Origin of the sequence: Nguyenibacter vanlangensis, from assembly GCF_038719015.1 — a bacterium.
Lineage (GTDB): Bacteria > Pseudomonadota > Alphaproteobacteria > Acetobacterales > Acetobacteraceae > Gluconacetobacter > Gluconacetobacter vanlangensis.
Window position 1 is genome coordinate 251381 of sequence record NZ_CP152276.1, and the last position, 21731, is coordinate 273111.

The window sequence follows — 21731 nt, forward strand, 5'->3', positions numbered from 1 at the left end:
CCTGTCGGGCCCGGATGGGGAAAGCGATTCCAGCGCCGTGGACGGTGCGCCGTTGACGGGACGGGTACGCTGTCGGCAGATGGCCGCATGACGAGTCCGACTGCCCCCCGCTCCATGCCGCCTGCCGATCCTGCGATGGCGCCCCCCCCGGTCGCCGTGGTGGCCGAGGACCTGGCCGGCATGCGGTCGCAGGCTTTCGGACTGGCGGCGCGGGCCGGGATGGCGCCGTTTTTCTGCCCGGTACGGGCCCGGGGCCTGTGGCGGCGCCTGCCGGCCGCCTGGTGGCCGGCGCCGCTGCGGGCGATCGACCCGCCGATCGATCCCGGGTCGGCCGGCCTGGTCTTCAGCGTCGGCGGGACGGGGGGCGCCGTGGGGGCGGCGCTGCGCGGCGGCGGGCGGCGCGTGGTGCAGATCCAGAATCCGCGCATGCGGCTGGACCGGTTCGACCTGGTGATCGCCAACCGCCATGACGAGATCGCGGGGCCCAACGTTCTGCTGTCGCGGACGGCGCTGCATGGCGTGTCGGCCGAACGGCTGGTTGCGGCGCGGAGCGCATGGCAACCGCGCCTGGCGCACCTGCCGCGTCCGCTGGTGGCGGTGCTGCTGGGCGGGTCGAACGGGCGGTTCCGGCTGGACGAGGCCGTGGCCCGGGGGCTGGCCGGGCAGTTGGCGGGCATGATGCGGCAGGACCGGGTGGGGGTGGCGGTAACGCCGTCGCGCCGGACCGGCGTGCATGCGCGCGCGATCATCGGCGCGGCGCTGGAACCGCTGGGCGGCTGGGTGTGGGACATGCAGGGCGACAATCCCTATCTGGGCCTGCTGGCTTGCGCCGATGCCATCGTGGTGACTCAGGACAGCGTGTCGATGGTCTCCGAGGCCGTGGCGGGCAGCGCGCCGGTCATGGTGGCTGAGTTGCCGGGCCGGTCGCGGCGGATCGGGCTGTTCCTGCGCGACCTGGCGCAGGCGGGGCGGATCCGTCCCTTTGCCGGCCGGATGCAGGACTGGCCGGTGACGCCGCTGGACGACACGATCGCGGTGGCCGAGGACATGCGCCGGAAACTGGGGCTGGACGGCGCGGCGTGACGGGCGGGCCCGTGCCGATCCCGCGGGGGTTAATCCTTCGGGAGTGATTTCTGCCCGCCGGATTCTGCGGTATGAACCCCGCATGCTGGACATTCGTACCTATGACGCCCAGGCGGGCGGCAATGTTCTCTACAAGGCGCTGGCCCATCCTTTGGCGGCCGAGGCGCTGGCCGGGCTGGCGGCCGGGATCCGCGCGGCCGGGCCGGTGGCGGTATATGACCCGGAGGGCATGTTCGCCATGCTGCGGGCGCTGGGGCCGGATCTGGGCGTGCTGGAGGGCGTGTATGTCCACGACACGCTGCGCGTGGGACAGGAGAGTGCGGCGGGGCCGGCGCGGGCGCTGACCGACCTGCCGGAATCCGGCGCGGCGGTCGTGCTGGCCGCGACTTTCGACGGGGCGCGGACCGGCGAGCGGATTGCTCATCTGATGCCGCCGGGGGCGCGTTTCGTGGCGCTGGACGCGCTGCGCCTGCCGGACGGATTGCTGACGGTGCGCGAGCGCTATCTGGACAAGCTGAATTTCGCGACCAATCACGCCTTCTTCCGCGATGCGGACGGGCTGTCGACGCGGCTGGTCACGGCGAATTACTGGTCGCGCTATGGCGCGGCGGCGGTGCGGCTGTGGCTGCGCCTGTTCGATGCCGATGGGGCGGTGCTGGCGACGTGGGAGGAGACGGTGCCCGGCGACGAGGCCGCGATCGTCATCGACAGCCGGGCCGTGCGGGCGCGGTTCGGGCTGAAGCCCTTCGTGGGGCAGCTATTCGTCCACGCCGTGGGGGTGGCGGGCCATGACGTGGTGAAATACGCGCTGGATACCTATGGTACAGACGGCAATCGCAGCCTGTCGGTGACGCATGACGCCAATGCCTGGCCGTCCGACCGTTATGCCAACCTGCCGGCGCCGGATCGGGGCGAGGACGTGGTGCTGTGGGTGCAGAACAGCCACGCGGTGCCGATCCCGGCGGGGGCGATGAGCCTGAATCGGATGGGACGCGAGACACATGTGCCGATCGCGCGTGCGGTCGGCCCCTATGAGACGGTGGCGATTCGCGTCGCCGACTGCCTGCCGGATCTGGCCTGGCCGGCGCAGATCGAATTCCGGTCCGGCCGCCATGTGGTGCGCCCGCGCTATGAGGTGACGGGCGGAGGACGGACGCGCATCGCGCACCTGAATGTCGAGCGTGCCGATCTGCGCCCCGATCCGGGAATCCGTGACCTGGCCTCCAGCCTGGGGCGCGGCTATCTGCTGCCGTTCCCCATTCTGGACCCCGCGCGGTTCCGCACCATCGTCCAGCCGGTGCCGATGGCCGAATCGCAGGCCGATCTGCCGCTGCGGCTGGATTGCTTCGATGCGGCGGGTCGGCCGACCGGGCAGAAATTCCTGGGCTGCCTGCCGCGTGACCACGACCTGGCGCAGGACCTGGCCGAACTGGGCGTGCCCGGCGGCCATGGGGAACTGGTCTATGATTTCCGCGACGGCGGCGAGGCCGATGGCTGGCTGCACGCGCTGGTGCGCTTTGTCGCGCGCGATGGCGGCCATGTGGCGGAAACCAGTTTCGGTGCGCATATCTTCAACACGGTCATGACCTATCGGGGCGAGCCGCAATCCTATTCCGGGCCGCCGCCGGGGCTGACCACGCGATTGTTCCTGAAGGGTGGGAACGGGCTGGGCGATGCGTTCTGCTGCCTGATCTATCCGGCGTCGAATCCATGGCGGGCGGAATCGCGGACCGTGCTGAGCCTGCATGACGCGGCCGGGCGGACGCTGGCCGAGACCGGGTTGCGGATCGCGTGCTCGGGGTCGGCCATGGTGTGGCCGCACATGCTGTTCGCGGCCGACATGCTGGAGCGCGCGGGGCAGGGCGGATATGTCATGATCCGCGACACGACCTGCCGCCTGTTCGGCTATCACGGCGTGATGCGGGCATCGGACGGCGCCTTCTCGCTGGATCACATGTTCGGCTTTTGACGAATCTATGACGAGGCGTCTTGCGATGGGGGAGCGGATCCATTAAGAGGGCCCCACCGAGCACGGATGGGTGCGTAGCTCAGCGGTAGAGCATCGCCTTCACACGGCGGGGGTCACAGGTTCAATCCCTGTCGCACCCACCATCCGATCTTCCCGGCCGGGCCGGCACGGCGTTGAATGATACCCGTGGATCGGCGGCATGCGGCGGGTTGCTGCTACTATTTTCTTGACACCAATTTGTGATTCGCGCCATGTGTGACGTGTTGCAGCGTTGCGTTTGCGGCTGCTTCTTGGACGTTTCCTCCCTAAACTTTCGCGGTGCGGTAGCGCCGCTTTTTTTTTGCCATGCGCCATGGCGATGATTCCGTGATAAAATATGTATGTCTGGAGCGGATCGTGACGCGATGGGGTGCATCGCGGCAATCTGCTCGGCGAGATATGGCCTGGGCGTTGTTTGGCCCGGGCCGCCAGCGAGAGGCAGGTGGGATATGGCCGGATTGTTTGACGGGCTGCTGAACACGGTGGAGCAACTGGCCGGCCAGGCCGGGCTGGGCGAGATGCTGAACCAGCATCTGTCCGAGCTGACCTCGGCGCAGGGGATTTCGAACCTGGCGGCGCAGGCCGAGCAGGCCGGCCTGGGGGACAAGGTCCGGTCATGGATCGGCACGGGCCAGAACCTGCCGATCTCGGTGGATGAATTGCGATCGATCCTGACGAACCAGCAGGTCGAGGCGCTGGTCGATCGGACCGGCTTGCCGGCCTCGACCATCCTGCCGGCGCTGGCGCAGTTCCTGCCTGCGGCGGTGGATCAGCATACGCCGTCGGGGCAGGCGCCGAACGCGGGCTGAACCGGGCCGCGCAAGGCGGTCGAGGGGCGATTCCAGGGAATCGTATCTGGGAAATCGCGTCTATGATGTCGTGTCGGCGGAGCGGGCCAAATCCTGGGCCACGCCCGCGAGCGTGCGCAGCAGGTCGGTCATGGCGGCGCGGATCGCCGTGAATCCCTCATGCGGGACCAGGCGGTTTTCGTCCATATAGAGCGGGCGGCTGATTTCGACCTGCAGGGCGTGGCGGTGGCGTGCCGGCTGGCCGTAATGCCGGGTGACGTAGCCGCCCGCATAGGGTTTGTTGCGGCTGGTCGCGAAACCCTGGGCGCGGAGCGCGGCCTCGGCCGCGGCGCTGACGACGGGGGCGCAGGACGTGCCCCACCCGTCACCCAGCACGAAATCGGGCGCATCCGGTCCGGCGATGCCGGGCATGGAATGGCAATCGACCAGCAGGCAGGCGCCGTGGGCCGCCACCTGGGCCTGGATCAACGCCGCCAGCGCGGCGTGATAGGGCATCCAGAAATGGCGGATGCGCTCGGCGGCGTCGGCGAAAGGCAGGCGCGTGCGGTAGAGCGGCGCACCGGCGGCCGAGATGCGCGGAATGACGCCGAGCCCGGCGCGCACGCGGGGCGACGTGCTGTCGCAGCCGGGCGGCAGGGGCTCGGTGAACATGCCGGGATCCAGTTCGGTGGCGGCGCGATTGGCGTCACAATAGATTCGCGGGAAAGTGGCGCAGAGCAGGCTGGCCCCCAGGTCCGGCGCGTCGGCCAGCAATTCGTCCAGATGGAAATCCTCGCTGCGGCGCAGGGCCGGCAGGTCCAGCCGGGTCCGCGCCAGGAAATCGGGCGGATAGCTCCGGCCGGAATGGGGGGACGCCACGACCATAGGGATCGCTGTCCGGCGGGGCGGAACCAGGATGAAGGGGGCGTCCCGGGACGTTGAGATCTCGTTCACCTTGGTGGCTCGTCCACGGATCCGGCGCGGGGCTTCGCGGGGGATCAAGACAATTTAACCCGTATTCTCAATTGCTTAATGAAAACAGACACGGGATGTTATTTTTTCCGCACGGACGGGTTGCGCAACGGGACCAGCCCGGCTAGAAGCCTGTTCACCGAACGGATGGGCGCATAGCTCAGCGGTAGAGCACTACCTTGACATGGTAGGGGTCACAGGTTCAATCCCTGTTGCGCCCACCATCCTTCGGTTCTCCTTCTTTATACTTGCCGTGAAAACATATCGGCATTATGCCCCATCTTCGCCGTCGGCGGGTCTGGCCGACGCATCCAGCGCGCCCTGCAGCATGTAGGCGGCGGCCAGCTTGTCCACCAGTTCGGCGCGGCGCCGGCGGCTGATGTCGGCGTCCTGGATCAGCATGCGGTTGACCGCGCTGGAGGACAGGCGTTCGTCCCACATGGCGGCCGGCAGGCCGACCTGTTCCGACAGGGTGGCCATCCAGTCGCGCGCCGCCTGCGCCGCGGGGCCGAAACCGCCATCCAGGGACAAGGGCAGGCCGGAGACCAGGGCGCCCACATCCTCGCGCCGGGCGATCGCGCCGATTTCGGCGGCGACGGCCGACAGCTTGCCGCGGCGCAGCGTGCCGTAGGGCGATGCCAGCATCAGCGACACGTCCGACAGGGCCAGGCCGATCGTCTTCTGTCCCGGATCGAGCCCCAGCAGGCGCTGGTTGCGGCCCAGCCGGGCGCGGATCTGGTGCATGTTGAACAGGGGCATTATCTGGGTCTATGGTCCGCGCGATATTCTGTACGCAGGATATTCCCCCCAGATCATGATGGAAAGTTATGCTTCATGTCGCTTGATCCCGCGACCGTCCGACGTATCGCCAGGCTGGCGCGGATAGGTATCGATGAGTCCGATTTGCAGGCCCTGCAGGGGGAATTGAACGGTATCCTCGGCTGGATCGAGCAGTTGAACGAAGTCGATGTCGGCGGTGTCGAGCCGATGGTGGGCACCGGCCACGCGGCGCTGCGCATGCGCGAGGATTGGGTGACCGACGGGGAGGCGCGCGATGCCGTCCTGTCGAACGCGCCTGACAAGGCGGGGCCGTTCTATACCGTGCCGAAGGTGGTTGAATGATGCTGACCGAACTGACGATCGCTTCCGCCCAGGGGGGGCTGAAGCGGCGCGACTTTTCCGCCGTCGAACTGACGCAGGCCCATCTGGCCGCGATCGAGGCGCTGAACGGCCGGCTGAACGCCTTCATCACCATTACCGCCGAACGGGCGCTGGACGCCGCGCGGCGGGCCGATGCGGTCCTGGCGGGCCAGGACGCGCCCGCGTTGACGGGTATTCCGCTGGGCATCAAGGACCTGTTCTGCACCGACGGCGTGCGCACCACCGCCGCCAGCCGGATGCTGGAAGATTTCGTGCCGCCGTACGAAAGCACGGTGACGGCGAATCTGCTGCGCGACGGCGCGGTGTTCGTGGGCAAGACGAACCTGGACGAATTCGCCATGGGGTCGGCCAACATCACCTCGGCCTTCGGGGCGGTGGAAAATCCCTGGAAGCGCACGGGTGAGCCGGACACGGTGCTGGTGCCCGGGGGGTCGTCCGGCGGTTCGGCGGCGGCGGTCGCGGCCGGGCTGGCGATGGGGGCGACCGGTACCGATACCGGCGGGTCGATCCGCCAGCCGGCCGCCTATTGCGGGATTGCCGGAATCAAGCCGACCTATGGGCGGTGCAGCCGCTGGGGCACGATCGCCTTCGCCAGTTCGCTGGATCAGGCGGGGCCGATGGCCCGCACCGTCGAGGATTGCGCCATCCTGCTGCAATCCATGGCCGGATTCGACGTGCGCGACAGCACCAGCGTGGACGTGCCGGTGCCGGAGTACCGCGCCGCCTGCGGCCGCTCGCTGAAGGGCATGAAGGTCGGCATCCCCGCCGAATATCGGGTGGCCGGCATGCCGGCCGAGATCGAGGCGGCGTGGGAGCAGGGCATCGCCTGGCTGCGCGACGCGGGATGCGAGATCGTGAACGTGTCGCTGCCGCACACCAAATATGGGCTTGCGACCTATTATATCGTGGCGCCGGCGGAATGTTCGTCGAACCTGGCGCGCTATGACGGCGTGCGCTTTGGCCGGCGCGTGCCCGGCGAATCGCTGGACGCGCTGTACGAGGCGACGCGCCGCGAGGGCTTCGGGCCCGAGGTCCGGCGCCGGATCCTGATGGGGACCTATGTCCTGTCGGCCGGATATTACGACGCCTATTACCTGCGCGCGCAGAAGGTGCGCCACCTGATCCGCCGGGATTTCGAGGAGGCGTTCCGCATGGTGGACGTGCTGCTGACGCCGACCGCGCCCTCGCCGGCCTTCGCGCAGGGCGAGAAGATGGATGACCCTGTACAGATGTATCTGAACGACGTGTTCACCGTGCCGGCCAGCATGGCCGGCGTGCCGGCGATGTCGGTCCCGGCGGGGCTGAGCGGCAGCGGGCTGCCGCTGGGGCTGCAGGTGATCGGCCGGTCCTTCGACGAGGAAACGGTCATCGCCGCGGGCAGCGCGATCGAGCGGGCGGCGTCCTTCGCACATCGCCCCGCCCTGCGGGCGGAGGTGGCGTGATGGCCTATGTGATCGAGGGCCGCACCGGCCCGTGGGAACTGGTCGTCGGCCTGGAAGTGCATGCCCAGGTCATCAGCCGGTCCAAGCTGTTCTCGGGTGCGTCGGCGTCGTACGGCGGCGAGCCGAACACGCATGTCAGCCTGGTGGATGCCGGGTTTCCCGGCATGCTGCCGGTCATCAACCGCGAATGCGTGGCGCAGGCCGTGCGAACCGGGCTGGGGCTGAAGGCGCGGATCAACCTGCAGAGCCGCTTCGACCGCAAGAATTATTTCTATGCCGACCTGCCGACCGGCTATCAGATCAGCCAGTTCGCCCATCCGATCGTGGGCGAGGGCGCGGTGGAGATCGAACTGGCGGACGGGTCGACCCGCACCATCGGGATCACGCGTCTGCACCTGGAACAGGATGCCGGCAAGTCGATGCATGACCAGGACCCGGCACGGTCCTTCATCGATCTGAACCGCGCGGGCGTCGCGCTGATGGAAATCGTCAGCGAGCCCGATATCCGTTCGCCCGAGGAGGCCGGGGCCTATCTGCGCAAGCTGCGCATGATCCTGCGCTATCTGGGTACGTGCGACGGGAACATGGAAGAAGGCTCGATGCGGGCCGACGTCAACGTGTCGGTGCGCAAGGCGGGCGAGCCGTTCCGCACGCGCTGCGAGATCAAGAACGTCAATTCGATCCGCTATGTGATGCAGGCGATCGAGGTCGAGGCGCTGCGCCAGGTCGAGATATGGGAAGATGGGGGCGAGGTCGACCAGGAGACGCGCCTGTTCGATCCGGCGCGGGGTGAGACGCGGTCTCTGCGCAGCAAGGAAGATGCGCACGACTACCGCTATTTCCCCGATCCGGACCTGCTGCCGCTGGTGATCGCCGAATCGTGGGTGGACGAACTGGAATCGGCCCTGCCGGAGTTGCCCGACGCCAAGCGCGAGCGGTTCCAGACCGAATACGGTATTCCACGTTATGACGCCGGCGTGCTGGTGGCCGAGCAGGCGACGGCCGATTTCTACGAATCGGTGGCGCGCGGACGCGATCCGCGGCTGGCGGCCAACTGGGTGACCGGCGATCTGTTCGCCGCGCTGAACCGTACCGGCCGCACGATCCAGGACAGCCCGATCAGTGCCGAGGCGCTGGGCGGCATGCTGGACCTGGTCACGGACGGGACGATCAACGGCAAGATCGCCAAGGAAGTCTTCGAGGACATGCTGGAGACCGGTGATTCGGCGGCCGTGATCGTCGAGCGCAAGGGATTGCGGCAGGTGACGGATACCGGCGCGATCGACGCGGCGGTGCAGGCCGTGCTGGCCGCGAATCCGGACAAGGTGGCCGAATATCGTGGGGGCAAGGACAAATTGTTCGGTTTCTTCGTCGGCCAGGTGATGAAGGCGATGGCCGGCAAGGGGAATCCGGCCCTGGTGAACGAGGCGTTGAAGAAAGTTCTCTAGCGTTCTGACAGCCATCGGTTTGGGGTTTGACGGCGCTGTGGCGACAGTCTACAAGCAGCGCTGCAAACGCCGTGTGATGAGCACGCTCTTCGGCGGAGGGGTGGCCGAGTGGCTGAAGGCGGCGGTTTGCTAAACCGTTGTACGGTGTCAAGCCGTACCGTGGGTTCGAATCCCATCCCCTCCGCCAGTTTGAAAAAATTTCCTGAAAAATCAGTTTGTTGCGCGGGCCTCTGAGAGGCCCGTCCCTGTGCTTATGCTGGCATGCCGTCCTCTGCTTCGTAACGGCGGCGGAACGCCAGCGCCCAGCCCAGGAAATACCCTGCCAGTGCGCCTGAGAGTGCACCGCGCAGCAGGTCCAGTGCGACTCGCCGGTCCGGCATCGCCGCGACTGCGATCGCGATGGCGAATTGCGCGGCGAACAGCGTGACGTTGCGGATCAGCGGCCAGGGGCTGCCCTTGCGATGCACGATGCCGCGCGTCCGGTCGATCACCATGCGATTCGGACCGATCCTGTACCCGACCGGCGCCAGGCACATGGCCGCGATCAGCCAGGCCAGATAGGGCGTTGCCGTGCTCCCCGAATGCGCGACCAGGCCCGACAGCCCCCAGATGACGAACACCAGCGGCAGCAGCGCCACCCGTCGCACCGTTACGGCCGTATCCGACAGAGCGGCGCATCCCTGCCAGACCAGATAGGACAGCAACAGCCAGACCCAGAGCGGGACGTGTGAAAGGATCATCGGCAAAGACATGGCGGGGCATTCCGTTCGGGTTTCGATCGGGTCACCCTGCAAGATCCCAGTAATGCGAGGCAGTGCCCGTTTCGCGAAATGCTCGCCGCTTTCGTGAAACGATGCTTACATGCCGTTCGCGAAGCGTGGGCCGTTCGCGAAGCGTGGATGGAGGGCATGGAGGACGCGTTGACCGAGGCGATACGCGACGTGATGCGACGTGGCGGTTTTGTCCTGGCCACCGCCGCCGCCATGACGTTTCTCGCCCCATGGGGCACCCAGGCCATTCCTCTGCCCCGCCGTGCCTTCGACTGGCTGGCCTGCGGCGTCATATGGGAAACGGCGATCTGGCTGGCGCGCGACGGCGTGTCGCGGCGACGGCGCGGTGCGGGCGCCAAAGCGGGCCGTCCGCCGTTTGGGGCCTATCTTCTGACATTGGGCATCGCCTCGATTCCGGCCGTGCCGATCAGCATGCTCATCGTAAACGGGTCGGTCGGCACTGCCGGTGACTTTGCCGCCTTCTATGCCTACGCGCTGGGGCTCGGATTAATTCTGGCCGCCATCCGGTATGGCCTGCGGTCCGATGGTGCGGCGCGCGGGCACTTGGCTGCCGGGACCGTCGGAAGCGGCCCGCCGACCGCGTTGCCTGTCCCCGCCGCGAGCATGCCGGCACGCGATTTCCCGGCACGCGATTTCCCGGTGGGCGATTTCCCGGTGCGCGATTTCCTGGCGCGTCATGCGCCGGATCTGGCCGGGGCGACCCTGCTGGCGCTTGCGGCCGAGGACCATTACCTGCGCATTCATACCGACCGGGGGCAGGCGCTGATCCTGCTGCGTCTGCGTGATGCGATCGACAGCCTGGGAGAGGATGCGGGCCTGCAGGTGCATCGCTCGTTCTGGGTGGCGATGGATGCGGCTCCCCGGGTCGCGCGCCGGGGCCAGTCCTGGCAGTTGGAACTGCCCACCGGCCTGAATGTCCCCGTCAGCAGGGCCAATGTCCCGGCCTGCCGGGCCGTCGGCTGGCTGTAGCCGTCCAGGGACGGAACGATGCGCGGTCGGTGCCTTTCTTCATGCAAAGCGGCTCTTATGCAAAGCGCCGGGCACCGGCGACGCAAAGCATGACCAGGCCGGTCACGGCGAGCATCGTCCAGGCAACCGGCTCGTCGAGCAGGAAACCGGAAAGTGCGAGTCCGAAGAAGGGCTGGACCAGTTGCAACTGTCCAACCCCCGCGATGCCGCCGCGTGCCAGGCCGTGATACCAGAAGACGAAGCCGATCAGCATGCTGAAGACGGAGACATAGGCGAGTCCGATCCAGGCCGAGGGCGCAATCCCGCGCCAGGTGGCGGGAAGGGTCGCCAGGGCGACGGGCGCCATGACCGGCAACGCCAGCAACAGCGCCCAGGAAATGACCTGCCAGCCGCCGAGCCGTCGTGACAGCGTGGCGCCTTCGGCATAACCGAGCCCGCACAGGAGGATGGCGGCGACCATCAGAAGATCGCCGCTCAGCGTTGCAGGCCCGCTTTCGGTCAGGGCGAAGCCGGCGACCAGAAAGCTGCCTGCGATCGAAAACAGCCAGAAGGCCGGCCTCGGCCGCTCCCCGCCGCGCAGCACGCCGAAGATCGCGGTGCAGAGGGGGAGAAGACCGATGAAGACGATCGAATGCGCCGAGGTGACGTGCCGCAGCGCCAGCGCCGTCAGCAGCGGAAAGCCGGCCACCACGCCCAGCGCGACGAGGGCGAGCGCGCCCATGTCGCGCCGCCCTGGCCGTGTCTGCCGGAACGTCCGGAGCAGGACCAGCCCGAGCAGCGCCGCGATCACCGCGCGGGCCGAGGTCAGGAACAAGGGCGAGAAACCGCCGATCGCCACCCGCGTCGCCGGCAGGGAACCGCTGAAGATGATGACGCCCAGGAGGCCGCTGCCCCATCCGTCGGTCGTTGCTTTCATGTTGCCTCCGCTTTCGGGCGGATCGTTATCCGGCGGCGGCTGGCAGGGACAGGGACAATCCAATACGATATGGCCGAACTGTATGGGTAAGGACTACCGTACGGTCCGAGAAGATCGCATTGGTATAGGAATGATGACGCAAGGGCGATCGGGAACGCGTACGGCCGACGTGATGGCTGCGATCCGCGCGAAGGTGGCCAGCCGTGTACTGATCACCGGCGACCGGCTGCCGTCCATCCGCCGTTTCGCCGGCGTCATGGGCGTCTCGCCTTCGACGGTGGTCGAAGCCTATGACCGCCTGGTGGCCGAAGGGGTGATCCAGGCGCGGCCGGGTTCCGGCTTCTATGTCGCGCGCGCCGCGCCGCCGCTGGTGCTGGCCGATATCGGTCCGAAGCGCGATCGGGCGATTGATCCCTTATGGGTCTCGCGCCAGTCGCTGGACGCCGATGGCGCCGTGGCGAAGCCCGGGTGCGGCTGGCTGCCGGCCGACTGGATGCCCAATGCTGCGATCCGCCGCGCGCTGCGCGCCCTTGCCAGAGCCGATGACGCGGTGCTGTCCGATTATGGCGCGACGCGCGGTCTGCCCGCGCTGCGTCGTCTCCTTGCCCGTCAGTTCGCCGGCGAAGGGCTCGACGTGGGGCCGGAGCAGATTCTCCTGACCGGATCGGGCACGCAGGCGATCGATCTGATCTGCCGCTTCATCGTCAGGCCCGGTGACACGGTGCTGGTGGACGATCCATGCTATTTCAATTTCCAGGCGTTGCTCCGCGCCCATCAGGCAACGATCCTTGGTGTGCCCTATACGCAGGGCGGGCCGGATATGGAGCGTTTTGCCGAAATGGCGGCGACGCATCGCCCAAGGCTCTATATTACCAACTCTGCCCTGCATAACCCCTCGGGCGCGACGCTGACGCCGCAGGTCGCCCATCGCCTGCTGAACGTCGCTGCTTCATCCGGCATGACGATCGTCGAGGATGACATCTTCGGCGATTTCGAGCCCGAATCGTCGCCGCGTCTTGCCGTGCTCGATGGGCTCGCGCGTGTGATCCGCATCGGCAGCTTTTCGAAAACGCTCTCGGCTTCGATCCGTTGTGGCTATATCGCGGCGCGCCCGGACTGGATCGACGCGCTGATCGATCTGCAGGTCGCGACAAGTTTCGGCGGCGTCAGTCCGGCCACGGCCGAGCTGGTTTTCGCGGTGTTGAACGACGGTGGTTACCGCAAGCATATGGAGGCGGTGCGGCGACGGCTTGTCCGCGCCCGACGCGATACGGCCGTGCGGCTTGAGGCACTGGGCATCACGCCCTGGCTTATGCCGCGCGGCGGGTTCTACCTTTGGTGCGCCCTGCCCGCCGGCCAGGACGCCACGACGCTCGCCCGGGCGGCGCTGTGCGAGGATGTCGTGCTGGCGCCCGGCAATGTTTTCAGCGTCTCGCAGAGCGCCTCGGGCTTCATGCGATTCAACGTCGCACAGATGGGCGAGGCACGCATCTTCGACGTACTGGAACGCGCTCTGGCATCCGGCCGCTGTCGCGAAAAAGGTGGAGGTCGTCTGGAAACGTTATCTGCGGAAGATGGATCGATCCGCGCAACGATGTGACCCTGCCGGCGTTCAATAGGATTGCGCCAGGTTTCCGGGGCACGCAACAGGATGGGCGCGCCCTGCCGCGCCGGCCTGATTCTGTCCGAGATTTCTCTCATCCTGTGTCCAAAAAAGGGGAATTGGTTGGCTGACGGGTTTTTGGCGCTCCCTTACGCCAAGGAGGTGGCGGAAGCCGGTCTGGTGGAAGCCGATCTGGCGCGGGCTGGTGCGCTGGTTTCGATCATCGGAGTGAGGGAGAAGCCCGCGCGGATTGACGAGAGGCGCTTCGCGTATGGCGTGCTGCGGGTAAGCTTTGATGATATTCCGGTTCCGGAATGGGTGGCTGCGAACGGATCGCGCTGGTTTGGCCCGTATGAGGAGCAGGTGCGCGACGTGCTGGCGTTCGGGCGCCATGTGCGTGCGGCCGGCTGCGACCATGTCGCGGTGCATTGCCTGCATGGCCGCAGCCGGAGCCCGGCCGTCGCCGTTGCCATGATGGCCGACGCGCTGGGCCCCGGGCGGGAGGCCGAGGCAGTGTCGCGCCTGATGACCCGGTCCGCGCGTCCCGGGGCGGCCCCCGATCCTGACTCGGTCCGGCGCATATTGTGCAATCCGGGGGTGATTCGCCTTGCCGACGGCATCATGGGCCGTGGCGGCGCGCTGGAACGTGCGGTTGCCGCGGGGGTGCCGCTCTATGCCGCCTGGGCGGGGTTCTGGCAGGCGCAATGCCTGGTTCCCTGACCGGCCGGTGAGGTGGGGCCGGTAACGTGGCCGTTCCGCGCGGGGTCGCCACTCGAGGGTCGTGCCTGTATGGATGAGCGCCGACAGAGCAGGGACGACAAAGGCGCAATGACGGCGGATATGGCGACGCGGCGCAGCCGGGTCTTGGCGGCGGGCCTGTGGTGGATCGCGCTGGCCTTGACGATGGCGCTGCCGCTCTTTCAGTTGCGCGGCCGGGCGATCGGCGACGGGATCATGTCCGCCGTGGGGATTCTGTTCCTGGTCCAGTGCCGGATCGAGCGTGCCGGGACGTGGTGGCGGCGCGGGTGGTTTCCGTTCGCGCTGGCTTTCTGCGGCCTGGCGGTCCTGTCATCGCTGCTGCATGGATCGCGCCATGCGGTGGGGGAGGCCGCGGTTCTGGTCCGGTTCTTTCTGTTCGCCGCGGCGCTGGAGCATTGGGTGCTGCGGGGCGCGGCGGCGCGGCGGCGGCTGGGGACGGTGCTTGGGCTGGTGGCGGCGTGGCTGGTGGTGGAATGCTGGCAGCAATATCTGCTGGGCCATAACCTGCTGGGCTATCCGCGCTGGCCGGACGGCGCGCTGACCGGCCCGTTCTACGAACCCCGGGCCGCGACGCCGCTGCTGATGACGGCATTTGCCGGCGCCATGCCGGTGGCGCTGCGCTGGATGACGGCGCGGGGCTGGCCATGGCGCGCCGCGGGGGCGGCAATCGTCATGCTGCTGGTGCTGACGATGGTGCTGATCGGCCAGCGCATGCCCGCGCTGCTGTTCGGGCTGGGCCTGGCGCTGACCGCCCTGTTCGTGCGCTGGGCGCGCCTGCCGGTGCTGCTGGCGGCCGTCGCGGGCGGGGTGGGGCTGGCCCTGCTGCCGGTGCTGTCGCCGCCGGCCTATGCCAAGCTGGTGGTGCATTTCCTGCAGCAGATCCGCCATTTCTCGGACAGCGCGTACGGGCAGATCTATATCCGCGCGGCGGCGATCGTGCGGGACCATCCCTGGCTGGGGCTGGGCGCGGACGGATTCCGCGATTTCTGCGCCGATCCGGCCTATGTCCACGGGGTGCGCCTGTTCGGCTTGGACCTGCCGGCGCGCGGCGCCGCGGAAGGATGCAATATCCACCCGCACAATATCTACCTGGAGGTCGCGACGACGGCGGGCCTGCCCGGGCTGGCCTGTTTCATGGCGATGGCGGCGCTGTGGCTGGGCCGGATGATCCGGGCCCTGGACCCCGGCGCGGCGCCGCAGCAGGCCATGCTGTGCGTGATCTGCTGCGTGGTGCTGTGGCCGGTGGCGTCCAGCAGCGCGCTGTTCTCGGCGCGGACGGCGGGTTGGATCTTCCTGCTGGTCGGCTGGGGGCTGGCGGCCGCGCGCGACGTGGCGGGCGAGGCGCGGCTGCGGCGCGTCTGATCCGTTCAGGCTTTCGTCAGGTCCTCGGGCAGATCCTCGGGGCCGAACGCGTCCGGCAGCAATTCGCCCAGCGTCCGCACCAGCAGCACGGCGCCCGTCGGGCCGACCATGCGGATGCGCAGGTCCGGCGCGCCGAATTCGCGGATCTTCTGTCGGCAGCCGCCGCAGGGGGCGCAGGGCCGGTCGCCGCCGCCGCAGATCACGATGTCGGTGATGCGGCGCTGGCCGGCCGCCACCATGGCCGAAATCGCCCCGCCCTCGGCGCAGATGCCCTGCGGATAGGCTGCGTTTTCCGTGTTGCAGCCTGCGAAGATCCGGCCGTCCGCGCCGCGCAGCGCCGCCCCGACATGAAAGCGCGAATAGGGGGCGTAGGCATTGGCGCGGACCGCGACGGCGGCGTCGATCAGCGGATCACCGGACATGTCTGTTCTCTCCTTGCTCGGTTCCCGTCGCTCTATCGGATCGGCGGGGGGAAGGATAGCGCGGCGCTTGGAAGCAGGGGCGGGAACCGGTATCCTGATGAGATGACCGAACCATCTTCTTCGCCCATGGGGCAGGACCCGACCGTCGCGGACATGCTGGCCGGCCGGCCGCATCTGTCGATGCACGCGCTCGACGGGCTGGTCCTCGAGGACGTGCCGCTGACCGCCATCGCCGATGCGGTGGGCACGCCCACCTGGGTCATGGGCGCGGGCACGCTGCGCGCCCGCTATCGCCGCCTGACCGGTGCCATGGCCGGGGCCGGGCTGTCGCCCTCGGTGCATTTCGCGGTGAAGGCGAACGACCATCTGGCGGTCCTGCGCGTGCTGGCGCAGGAAGGCGCGGGGGCGGATGTCGTCAGCGGCGGCGAGTTGCTGCGGGCCCGGGCGGCCGGCATTCCGGCGTCGCGCATCGTCTTTTCCGGCGTCGGTAAATCCCATGACGAGCTGGGCCTGGCCCTGGCCGAGGCGATCGCTCATATCGCGGTGGAAAGCGCCGAGGAACTGGAGATCCTGTCCGCGGTGGCCGCGGCGGCCGGGCGCGTGGCGCGGATCACCCTGCGGGTGAATCCCGATGTCGATGCCGGCACGCACGAGAAGATCACGACCGGCCTGTCCACCAACAAGTTCGGCATCGCCTATGCCCGGGCGGTGGAGCTGTATGCCCGCGCCGCCGCGTTGCCCGGTCTGCATCCGCTGGGCTTTTCGCTGCATATCGGCAGCCAGATCACCTCCATGGCCCCCTATCGCGCCGCCTTTGCCCGCGTGGCCGACCTGGTGCGCGCCGTGCGGGCGCGCGGCCTGGCGGTGTCGCTGGTGGATTGCGGCGGCGGACTGGGCATCTGCTACCGCGACGAGGGCGAGGGCGCGCCGGCGGCGCTGGCCGGCGCGATCCGGGCCGAGCTGGGCGCGCTGGACGTGCGCCTGGCGATCGAGCCGGGGCGCTGGCTGGCCGGTCCGGCCGGGGTGCTGCTGTCGCGCGTGATCCTGCGCAAGGCGGGCGAGGACGGGTTGCCGCCTTTCCTGATCCTGGACGCGGCGATGAACGACCTGATGCGGCCCAGCCTGTACGATGCGTGGCATGGCATCCTGCCGCTGTCGGCGCGCGATGCGGTGCAGCCGCCGGAGGCGGTGAACGTGGTCGGGCCCGTATGCGAAAGCGCGGATTCCTTCGCCCGCAACCGCATGCTGCCGCGCCTGGGCGATGGGGCGGCCGTGGCCCTGCTGGATACGGGGGCCTATGGGATGGTCATGAGTTCGACCTATAACGGGCGGCCGCTGGCCGCGCAGGTCCTGGTCGATGGCGGGCGCTGGAGCGTGATTCGCCCACGCCAGCCGGTTGCCGAATTGTGGGCGGCCGACCGCGTTCCGGACTGGATCGCTCCCGCGCCGGTCGGCGCCTGAGCCCATGACGGGCGGGACCGCTTCCCCCCAGGAGATGGCCGGGCACATGGCCGGGCAGGGCGCGGTGCCGGCGTCGTTTCCGGCCCGGCTGGCCGCGGCGCGGCATCGGGCGCGCGCCGTGCTGTGGATCGAGGCCGTGTGGCCGGTGCTGCTGCCGGTGCTGGGCGGGGTGCTGGCCTATATGATCGCGGGCCTGCTGGGCCTGCCGCAGGGCTTGCCGGACGGGTGGCATGTCCTGCTGCTGCTGGTGCTGGCGGGGGCTGCCGTGGCGTGGCTGGCCTGGCGCGGGCGCCGTATCGTGCCGCCCGCCGCGCGCGGGATCGACCGGCGGATCGAACTGGCGTCGGGCCTGGCGCATCGGCCGTTGCAGGCCCTGTCCGACCATCCGGCGGAAGCGGGGGCCGGGCAGGCCGCGCTGTGGGCGCAGCATCTGCGCCGGACGGGGCAGGCGATCGGCCGCCTGCGCGCCGGCTGGCCGCGCCTGTCGGTGGCGGCGCATGACCGGTGGCGGCTGGGGATGATTCTGGTGCCGGGGCTGCTGGCCGCGCTGCTGTGGGCCGGCGGCGACGCGCCGGGGCGGCTGGCGGCGGCGTTCTGGCCGGGGCTGGACGATCCGGGGGCGCCGCGTCCGCATATCCAGGCCTGGATCACCATGCCGTCCTATGCGCCCGGGGCGCCGGTTTTCCTGGACGACCGTGCGGGAACGGCGGTCGTGCCCGAGGGCGCGGTGCTGAGCATCAGCGTGACCGATCTGCGCGGCCGGCCGTCGCTGCGCGTGGCGGCCGACGGAGAGGGCGCGGCGGCGAGAGGCGGCGCAGTGGCGGGGGCAGTGACCGGGCCAGTGACCGGGCCGGGCCGGTTCCGCCCGCTGGGCCCCGGTAGCTGGTCGGCCGACATAAAGTTGCTGGGCAGCGCGAGCCTGACCCTGCGCGGCCGTGGGCGGTCCTTCAGCCGGTGGAATGTGACGATCCTGCCCGACGCCGCGCCGGCCGTGTCCTGGAGGGCGGGGGCGGGCAGCATGCCGGGGGAATGGCGGACACGCCTGCCCTATAGCGCGCGGCAGGCCTATGGCATCGCCACGTTGCGGGCCGAGCTGCATCTGATTCGGCCGGGCAGGGAGCAGGCGCAGGGCCAGGGGGAGCGGGTATTATCCGTGCCGATCCCGGTGGATGGCCGGCCCAAGGAGGTGACGGGCACCGCCCTGCCGGACCTTTCCGCCGATCCCTGGGCGGGCGAGGAAGTAGCCGGGCGCCTGGTGGCGACCAGTGCCAGCGGGCGCGAAGGGCGCAGCGACGAGATCCGCTTTCGTCTGGGGGCGCGGCTGTTTCGCAATCCGATGGCCAGGGCGGTGCTGGATGTGCGCCGCCGGGTCGCCGTGGGACGGGAGAGCCGCTTTACGGCGGCGAGCGACCTGCTGGCGCTGGGCGAGACGCCCGATCCGTTCGCGCATGATGCCGGAATGCTGCTGAACCTGACCAGTGCCGCAGCCCTGCTGGAAAGCCGGGACGTCGAGGCCGGCGCGGCGACCGCCCGGGCCGTCGACCAGGCGCTGGCGCGGCTGTGGTACCTGGCGCTGGATATCGAGGACAGTGCGCAGGGCGGGCGCGCCGGAGCGCAGGCTGCGCTGGATGTCCGGGCGGCGCAGGAGGCCGTGGCCGCCCAGTTGAACCATATGCGGGCATTGGGCGCGCAAGGGCAGTCCCCGGCCGAACAGGCCGAATTGCAGCGCCGGGTCGAGGCGCTGCGCCAGGCGATCATGCGCCGCATGCAGGCCCTGACGCAGCAGGCCGTGCGGTCGCACACCGCCATTCCCGCCCTGCCGGGCCTGGCGCAGGATGGCGACAAGGCGTTGTCGCACATGATGCAGCAGATGCAGGATGCCGCCCGGAACGGCCGGTCGGCCGAGGCCATGCAGGCCCTGCAGCAGATGGAAGACATGCTGGAGCGCATGCGCTCGGCCACGCCGCAGGACCTGGCGGCCATGGCGCGGCAGATGCAGGCCCGCCAGCAGGCGCTGGAACAGCAGCAGGCGCTGCAGGACCTGATCCGCCGCCAGTCCGGCCTGCTGGACCACAGCCAGTCGCGGCTGGACCGGGCGCGCCGCGCCCAGGAGCGGGTCGAGGAGGCGCGGCGTGCGGCCCAGGGGGATCGTGCGCCCGACACGGATCGCGACCTGGCATCGATGCCGACCGCCGAATTGCTGCGCCAACTGGGGCTGAAGCCGCCGCCGGACATGCCGCCGGACGAAACGGACGGGCAAGAGGATCACCGGACGCCCCAAGGCGCCGACAGCCGGGAGGCGGACGGAAAGAGCGGTGGGACGGGGGATCAGCCCGCCCCGCACGATGCGGCCGATGGCGAGGCCCGGCATCAGGATCGCGCCGTGCAGCATGCGCTGGACCGTGCGCTGGACCAGTTGGGCAGCGAGTTCAAGGACCTGACCGGAAAGGGCGCGCCCGGCGGGTTTTCCGATGCGCGGGGAGCGATGAAGGCGGCCCGGTCCGCCCTGTCCGCCGGCAGCGATGCCGATGCGGCCGACGCGCAGCGCAAGGCCCTGGCCGACCTGCAGAAGGGCGCGCAGCAGATGCGTCAGGCCATGAAGGGTTCGGGCGGCGGAGCCGGCAGCTTGCTGCCGGCCATCGGCGGCGGATCGGGCGCGGGCGGCCCGGGTGACGGCAGCCAGGGCGATGGCGGGCAATCCGGTGACGATGCGCAGGCGGACGACCGCGGCGGGGACCGCGATCCGCTGGGCCGCCGCACCGGCGAGGGCAAGGACGGGCTGGATGCCGACACCCATGTGCCCGACACGATGTCGCGCGAGCGTGCCCGGGACATCGAGCAGGAATTGCGCCGCCGCGATTCCGACCGGACCCGCCCGCGTGAAGAGCTGGATTACCTGGACCGGCTGCTGAAATCCTTCTGAACGCGCCCGATTCCGGCCGTCAGTCGGGGGCCGGATAGGTCCGCGGATAGGTGATGTGCGAGGCCGGGCCGGGGGCGGAGGGCCCCCCCTTCTTGCCGCAGGCCGCAAGGCCGCCCGCCAGGGCGCCCAGCAGCAGCAGCGTGCCCAGCAGGCGGGTCGCGCCCTTCGTCATGCCGCCCATGCTTCTCATGCCGCGGGCTCTCCGAGGGCGGCCAGCCAGCGCGCGGCCTGGGCGCGGACATTGGCCGGCGCGGTGCCGCCTTCGCTGGTGCGCGAGGCGATCGAGGATTCGACGGTCAGCACCGAGAAGATTTCGGCGGTGATGCCGGCTTCCTCGGCCTGCATTTCTTCCAGCGTCAGGTCCGCCAGGTCGACGCCCCGCTTTTCGGCCAGGCCGACCAGGCGGCCCGTGACGTGGTGGGCGGTGCGGAAGGGCAGTTTCAGGACGCGTACCAGCCAGTCGGCCAGGTCGGTGGCGGTGGAGAAGCCCGACCCGGCATAGGTGCGCATCCGTTCGGTATGGGGCACCAGGTCGCGCACCATGCCGTCGCAGGCCGCCAGCGACAGGGCGGCGGCGTCGGTCGCGGCGAAGACCGGTTCCTTGTCCTCTTGCGTGTCCTTGGCATAGGCCAGCGGCAGGCCCTTCATGACCGTCAGCAGCCCGACCAGCGCGCCGCTGATGCGGCCGATCTTGGCGCGCACCAGTTCGGCGGCGTCGGGGTTGCGCTTCTGCGGCATGATGGACGAGCCTGTGGTGAAGGCGTCGGACAGGCGCACGAACGAGAACGGCGCCGAGCACCAGATCACGATTTCCTCGGACAGGCGCGACAGGTGCATGGCCAGGATCGAGAGCGCCGAGAGATATTCCAGCGCGAAATCCCGGTCGGACACCGCGTCCAGCGAATTGGCGGTGGGGCGGTCGAAGCCCAGGGCTGCCGCCGTCATCCGCCGGTCGATGGGAAAGGACGTGCCGGCCAACGCGGCCGAGCCGAGCGGGCATTCGTTCAGGCGCCGGCGCGTGTCGGCCAGCCGCCCGCGATCGCGCGCCAGCATTTCGACATAGGCCATCAGATGGTGGCCGAAGGTCACGGGCTGGGCGGTCTGCAGGTGGGTGAAGCCGGGCATCGGCGCATCGGCATGCTCCAGCGCGCGGCGGCTGAGCGCGCGCATCAGCGACGCCGCCTGCGCGTCCAGCCCGTCGATGGCATCGCGCACCCACAGACGGAAATCGGTGGCGACCTGGTCGTTGCGCGAGCGCGCGGTATGAAGCCGCTTGCCGGCCTCGCCGATCCGTTCGGACAGGCGGGCCTCGATATTCATGTGGATGTCTTCGAGCGCGGTGCTGAACGTGAACCGGCCGGCGGCGATCTCCGCGCCGATCTCGGTCAGGCCCCTGCGGATTTCGGCCTCGTCCGCTTCGGAAATGATGCCGGTCCGAGCCAGCATGGCGGCATGGGCCAGCGAGCCCGCGATGTCCTGCCGCCACAGCGCCTGGTCGAAGCCGATCGAGGCATTGATGTCCTGCATGATGGCCGACGGGCCACCGGCGAACCGCCCGCCCCATTGAGCGTTGGCCAGCGCACCGTCCTTGCCCGTTTGCTGTTCTTCGTTCACAGACATTCC

19 protein-coding genes and 3 tRNA genes are annotated in these 21731 nt (G+C 69.3%); 15 read left to right on the forward strand and 7 right to left on the reverse strand.

Annotated features, from left to right (window positions below; all coding sequences use genetic code 11):
- The first annotated feature begins 87 nt into the window (after positions 1–87).
- From AAC691_RS01170 to AAC691_RS01185, 4 genes are all read left to right on the forward strand, one after another.
- The gene (locus AAC691_RS01170) at positions 88–1083 is read left to right on the forward strand and encodes a mitochondrial fission ELM1 family protein (protein WP_408906040.1); all 996 of its coding nucleotides are present in this window, start codon (positions 88–90) and stop codon (positions 1081–1083) included.
- 82 nt (positions 1084–1165) lie between these two features.
- Entirely contained in the window at positions 1166–3052 is a 1887-nt protein-coding gene (locus AAC691_RS01175; RefSeq protein ID WP_342628676.1) for a hypothetical protein, read from the forward strand.
- Positions 3053–3120: 68 nt separating this feature from the next.
- Positions 3121–3195: transfer RNA gene (locus tag AAC691_RS01180), tRNA-Val, on the forward strand.
- 345 nt (positions 3196–3540) lie between these two features.
- Positions 3541–3900: a YidB family protein gene (locus tag AAC691_RS01185; RefSeq protein ID WP_176640769.1), complete on the forward strand. Its 360-nt coding sequence runs from the start codon at positions 3541–3543 to the stop codon at positions 3898–3900.
- A 60-nt stretch (positions 3901–3960) separates the two neighbouring features.
- On the opposite strand, the gene AAC691_RS01190 is transcribed toward AAC691_RS01185, so the two are convergent.
- Positions 3961–4833, reverse strand: coding sequence for an N-formylglutamate amidohydrolase (locus tag AAC691_RS01190; protein WP_342628677.1), 873 nt, complete (start codon positions 4831–4833; stop codon positions 3961–3963).
- 167 nt (positions 4834–5000) lie between these two features.
- On the opposite strand from AAC691_RS01190, the gene AAC691_RS01195 reads away from it, so the two are divergent.
- A tRNA-Val gene (locus AAC691_RS01195) sits at positions 5001–5075 on the forward strand.
- A 46-nt stretch (positions 5076–5121) separates the two neighbouring features.
- Here the strand turns inward: AAC691_RS01195 and ruvX are convergent.
- Entirely contained in the window at positions 5122–5610 is a 489-nt protein-coding gene (gene ruvX / locus AAC691_RS01200) for a Holliday junction resolvase RuvX (RefSeq protein WP_342628678.1), read from the reverse strand.
- 75 nt (positions 5611–5685) lie between these two features.
- Here ruvX and gatC point away from each other — a divergent pair, with 75 nt between their 5' ends.
- From gatC to AAC691_RS01220, 4 genes are all read left to right on the forward strand, one after another.
- Positions 5686–5973 carry an Asp-tRNA(Asn)/Glu-tRNA(Gln) amidotransferase subunit GatC gene (gatC, locus tag AAC691_RS01205; protein ID WP_342628679.1) on the forward strand — a complete coding sequence of 96 codons (288 nt, stop codon included), beginning with the start codon at positions 5686–5688 and terminating at the stop codon, positions 5971–5973.
- Positions 5973–7454, forward strand: a complete 1482-nt coding sequence (gene gatA / locus AAC691_RS01210) for an Asp-tRNA(Asn)/Glu-tRNA(Gln) amidotransferase subunit GatA (RefSeq protein WP_342630105.1) — start codon at positions 5973–5975, stop codon at positions 7452–7454. Before gatC ends, gatA begins: the two co-directional genes overlap by 1 nt.
- Complete coding sequence (gatB, locus tag AAC691_RS01215; RefSeq protein WP_176639657.1) at positions 7454–8902, forward strand: Asp-tRNA(Asn)/Glu-tRNA(Gln) amidotransferase subunit GatB; 1449 nt, start codon at positions 7454–7456, stop codon at positions 8900–8902. Before gatA ends, gatB begins: the two co-directional genes overlap by 1 nt.
- Positions 8903–8996: 94 nt before the next feature.
- Positions 8997–9089, forward strand: a tRNA-Ser gene (locus tag AAC691_RS01220).
- Positions 9090–9153: 64 nt separating this feature from the next.
- Here the strand turns inward: AAC691_RS01220 and AAC691_RS01225 are convergent.
- Entirely contained in the window at positions 9154–9696 is a 543-nt protein-coding gene (locus AAC691_RS01225) for a DUF6622 family protein (protein ID WP_342628680.1), read from the reverse strand.
- 114 nt (positions 9697–9810) lie between these two features.
- Here AAC691_RS01225 and AAC691_RS01230 point away from each other — a divergent pair, with 114 nt between their 5' ends.
- Positions 9811–10662: a LytTR family DNA-binding domain-containing protein gene (locus AAC691_RS01230; protein ID WP_342628681.1), complete on the forward strand. Its 852-nt coding sequence runs from the start codon at positions 9811–9813 to the stop codon at positions 10660–10662.
- Positions 10663–10717: 55 nt separating this feature from the next.
- Here AAC691_RS01230 and AAC691_RS01235 read toward each other — a convergent pair whose 3' ends face one another.
- On the reverse strand, positions 10718–11578 hold the full coding sequence (locus AAC691_RS01235; protein WP_342628682.1) for a DMT family transporter: 861 nt from the start codon (positions 11576–11578) through the stop codon (positions 10718–10720).
- 172 nt (positions 11579–11750) lie between these two features.
- On the opposite strand from AAC691_RS01235, the gene AAC691_RS01240 reads away from it, so the two are divergent.
- The 3 genes from AAC691_RS01240 (at position 11751) to AAC691_RS01250 (ending at position 15302) form a co-directional block, all read left to right on the forward strand.
- On the forward strand, positions 11751–13178 hold the full coding sequence (locus tag AAC691_RS01240) for a PLP-dependent aminotransferase family protein (RefSeq protein ID WP_342628683.1): 1428 nt from the start codon (positions 11751–11753) through the stop codon (positions 13176–13178).
- A gap of 126 nt (positions 13179–13304) precedes the next feature.
- Positions 13305–13901, forward strand: coding sequence for a hypothetical protein (locus AAC691_RS01245; protein ID WP_342628684.1), 597 nt, complete (start codon positions 13305–13307; stop codon positions 13899–13901).
- 108 nt (positions 13902–14009) lie between these two features.
- A complete protein-coding gene (locus AAC691_RS01250) occupies positions 14010–15302 on the forward strand; it encodes an O-antigen ligase family protein (RefSeq protein WP_342628685.1) in 1293 nt (430 codons plus the stop codon).
- A 5-nt stretch (positions 15303–15307) separates the two neighbouring features.
- Here AAC691_RS01250 and AAC691_RS01255 read toward each other — a convergent pair whose 3' ends face one another.
- On the reverse strand, positions 15308–15724 hold the full coding sequence (locus tag AAC691_RS01255; RefSeq protein ID WP_342628686.1) for a cytidine deaminase: 417 nt from the start codon (positions 15722–15724) through the stop codon (positions 15308–15310).
- Between the two features lie 102 nt (positions 15725–15826).
- Between AAC691_RS01255 and lysA the strand changes: the two genes are divergently transcribed.
- Positions 15827–17185 (forward strand): diaminopimelate decarboxylase, encoded by a 1359-nt coding sequence (gene lysA / locus AAC691_RS01260; RefSeq protein ID WP_342628687.1) that lies wholly within the window; start codon positions 15827–15829, stop codon positions 17183–17185.
- A gap of 4 nt (positions 17186–17189) precedes the next feature.
- On the forward strand, positions 17190–20108 hold the full coding sequence (locus tag AAC691_RS01265; protein WP_342628688.1) for a DUF4175 family protein: 2919 nt from the start codon (positions 17190–17192) through the stop codon (positions 20106–20108).
- A gap of 19 nt (positions 20109–20127) precedes the next feature.
- Here AAC691_RS01265 and AAC691_RS01270 read toward each other — a convergent pair whose 3' ends face one another.
- Positions 20128–20298 carry a hypothetical protein gene (locus tag AAC691_RS01270; RefSeq protein WP_342628689.1) on the reverse strand — a complete coding sequence of 57 codons (171 nt, stop codon included), beginning with the start codon at positions 20296–20298 and terminating at the stop codon, positions 20128–20130.
- On the reverse strand, positions 20295–21728 hold the full coding sequence (gene argH / locus AAC691_RS01275) for an argininosuccinate lyase (protein ID WP_342628690.1): 1434 nt from the start codon (positions 21726–21728) through the stop codon (positions 20295–20297). The genes AAC691_RS01270 and argH overlap by 4 nt, the downstream gene beginning before the upstream one ends.
- Positions 21729–21731: the final 3 nt, after the last annotated feature.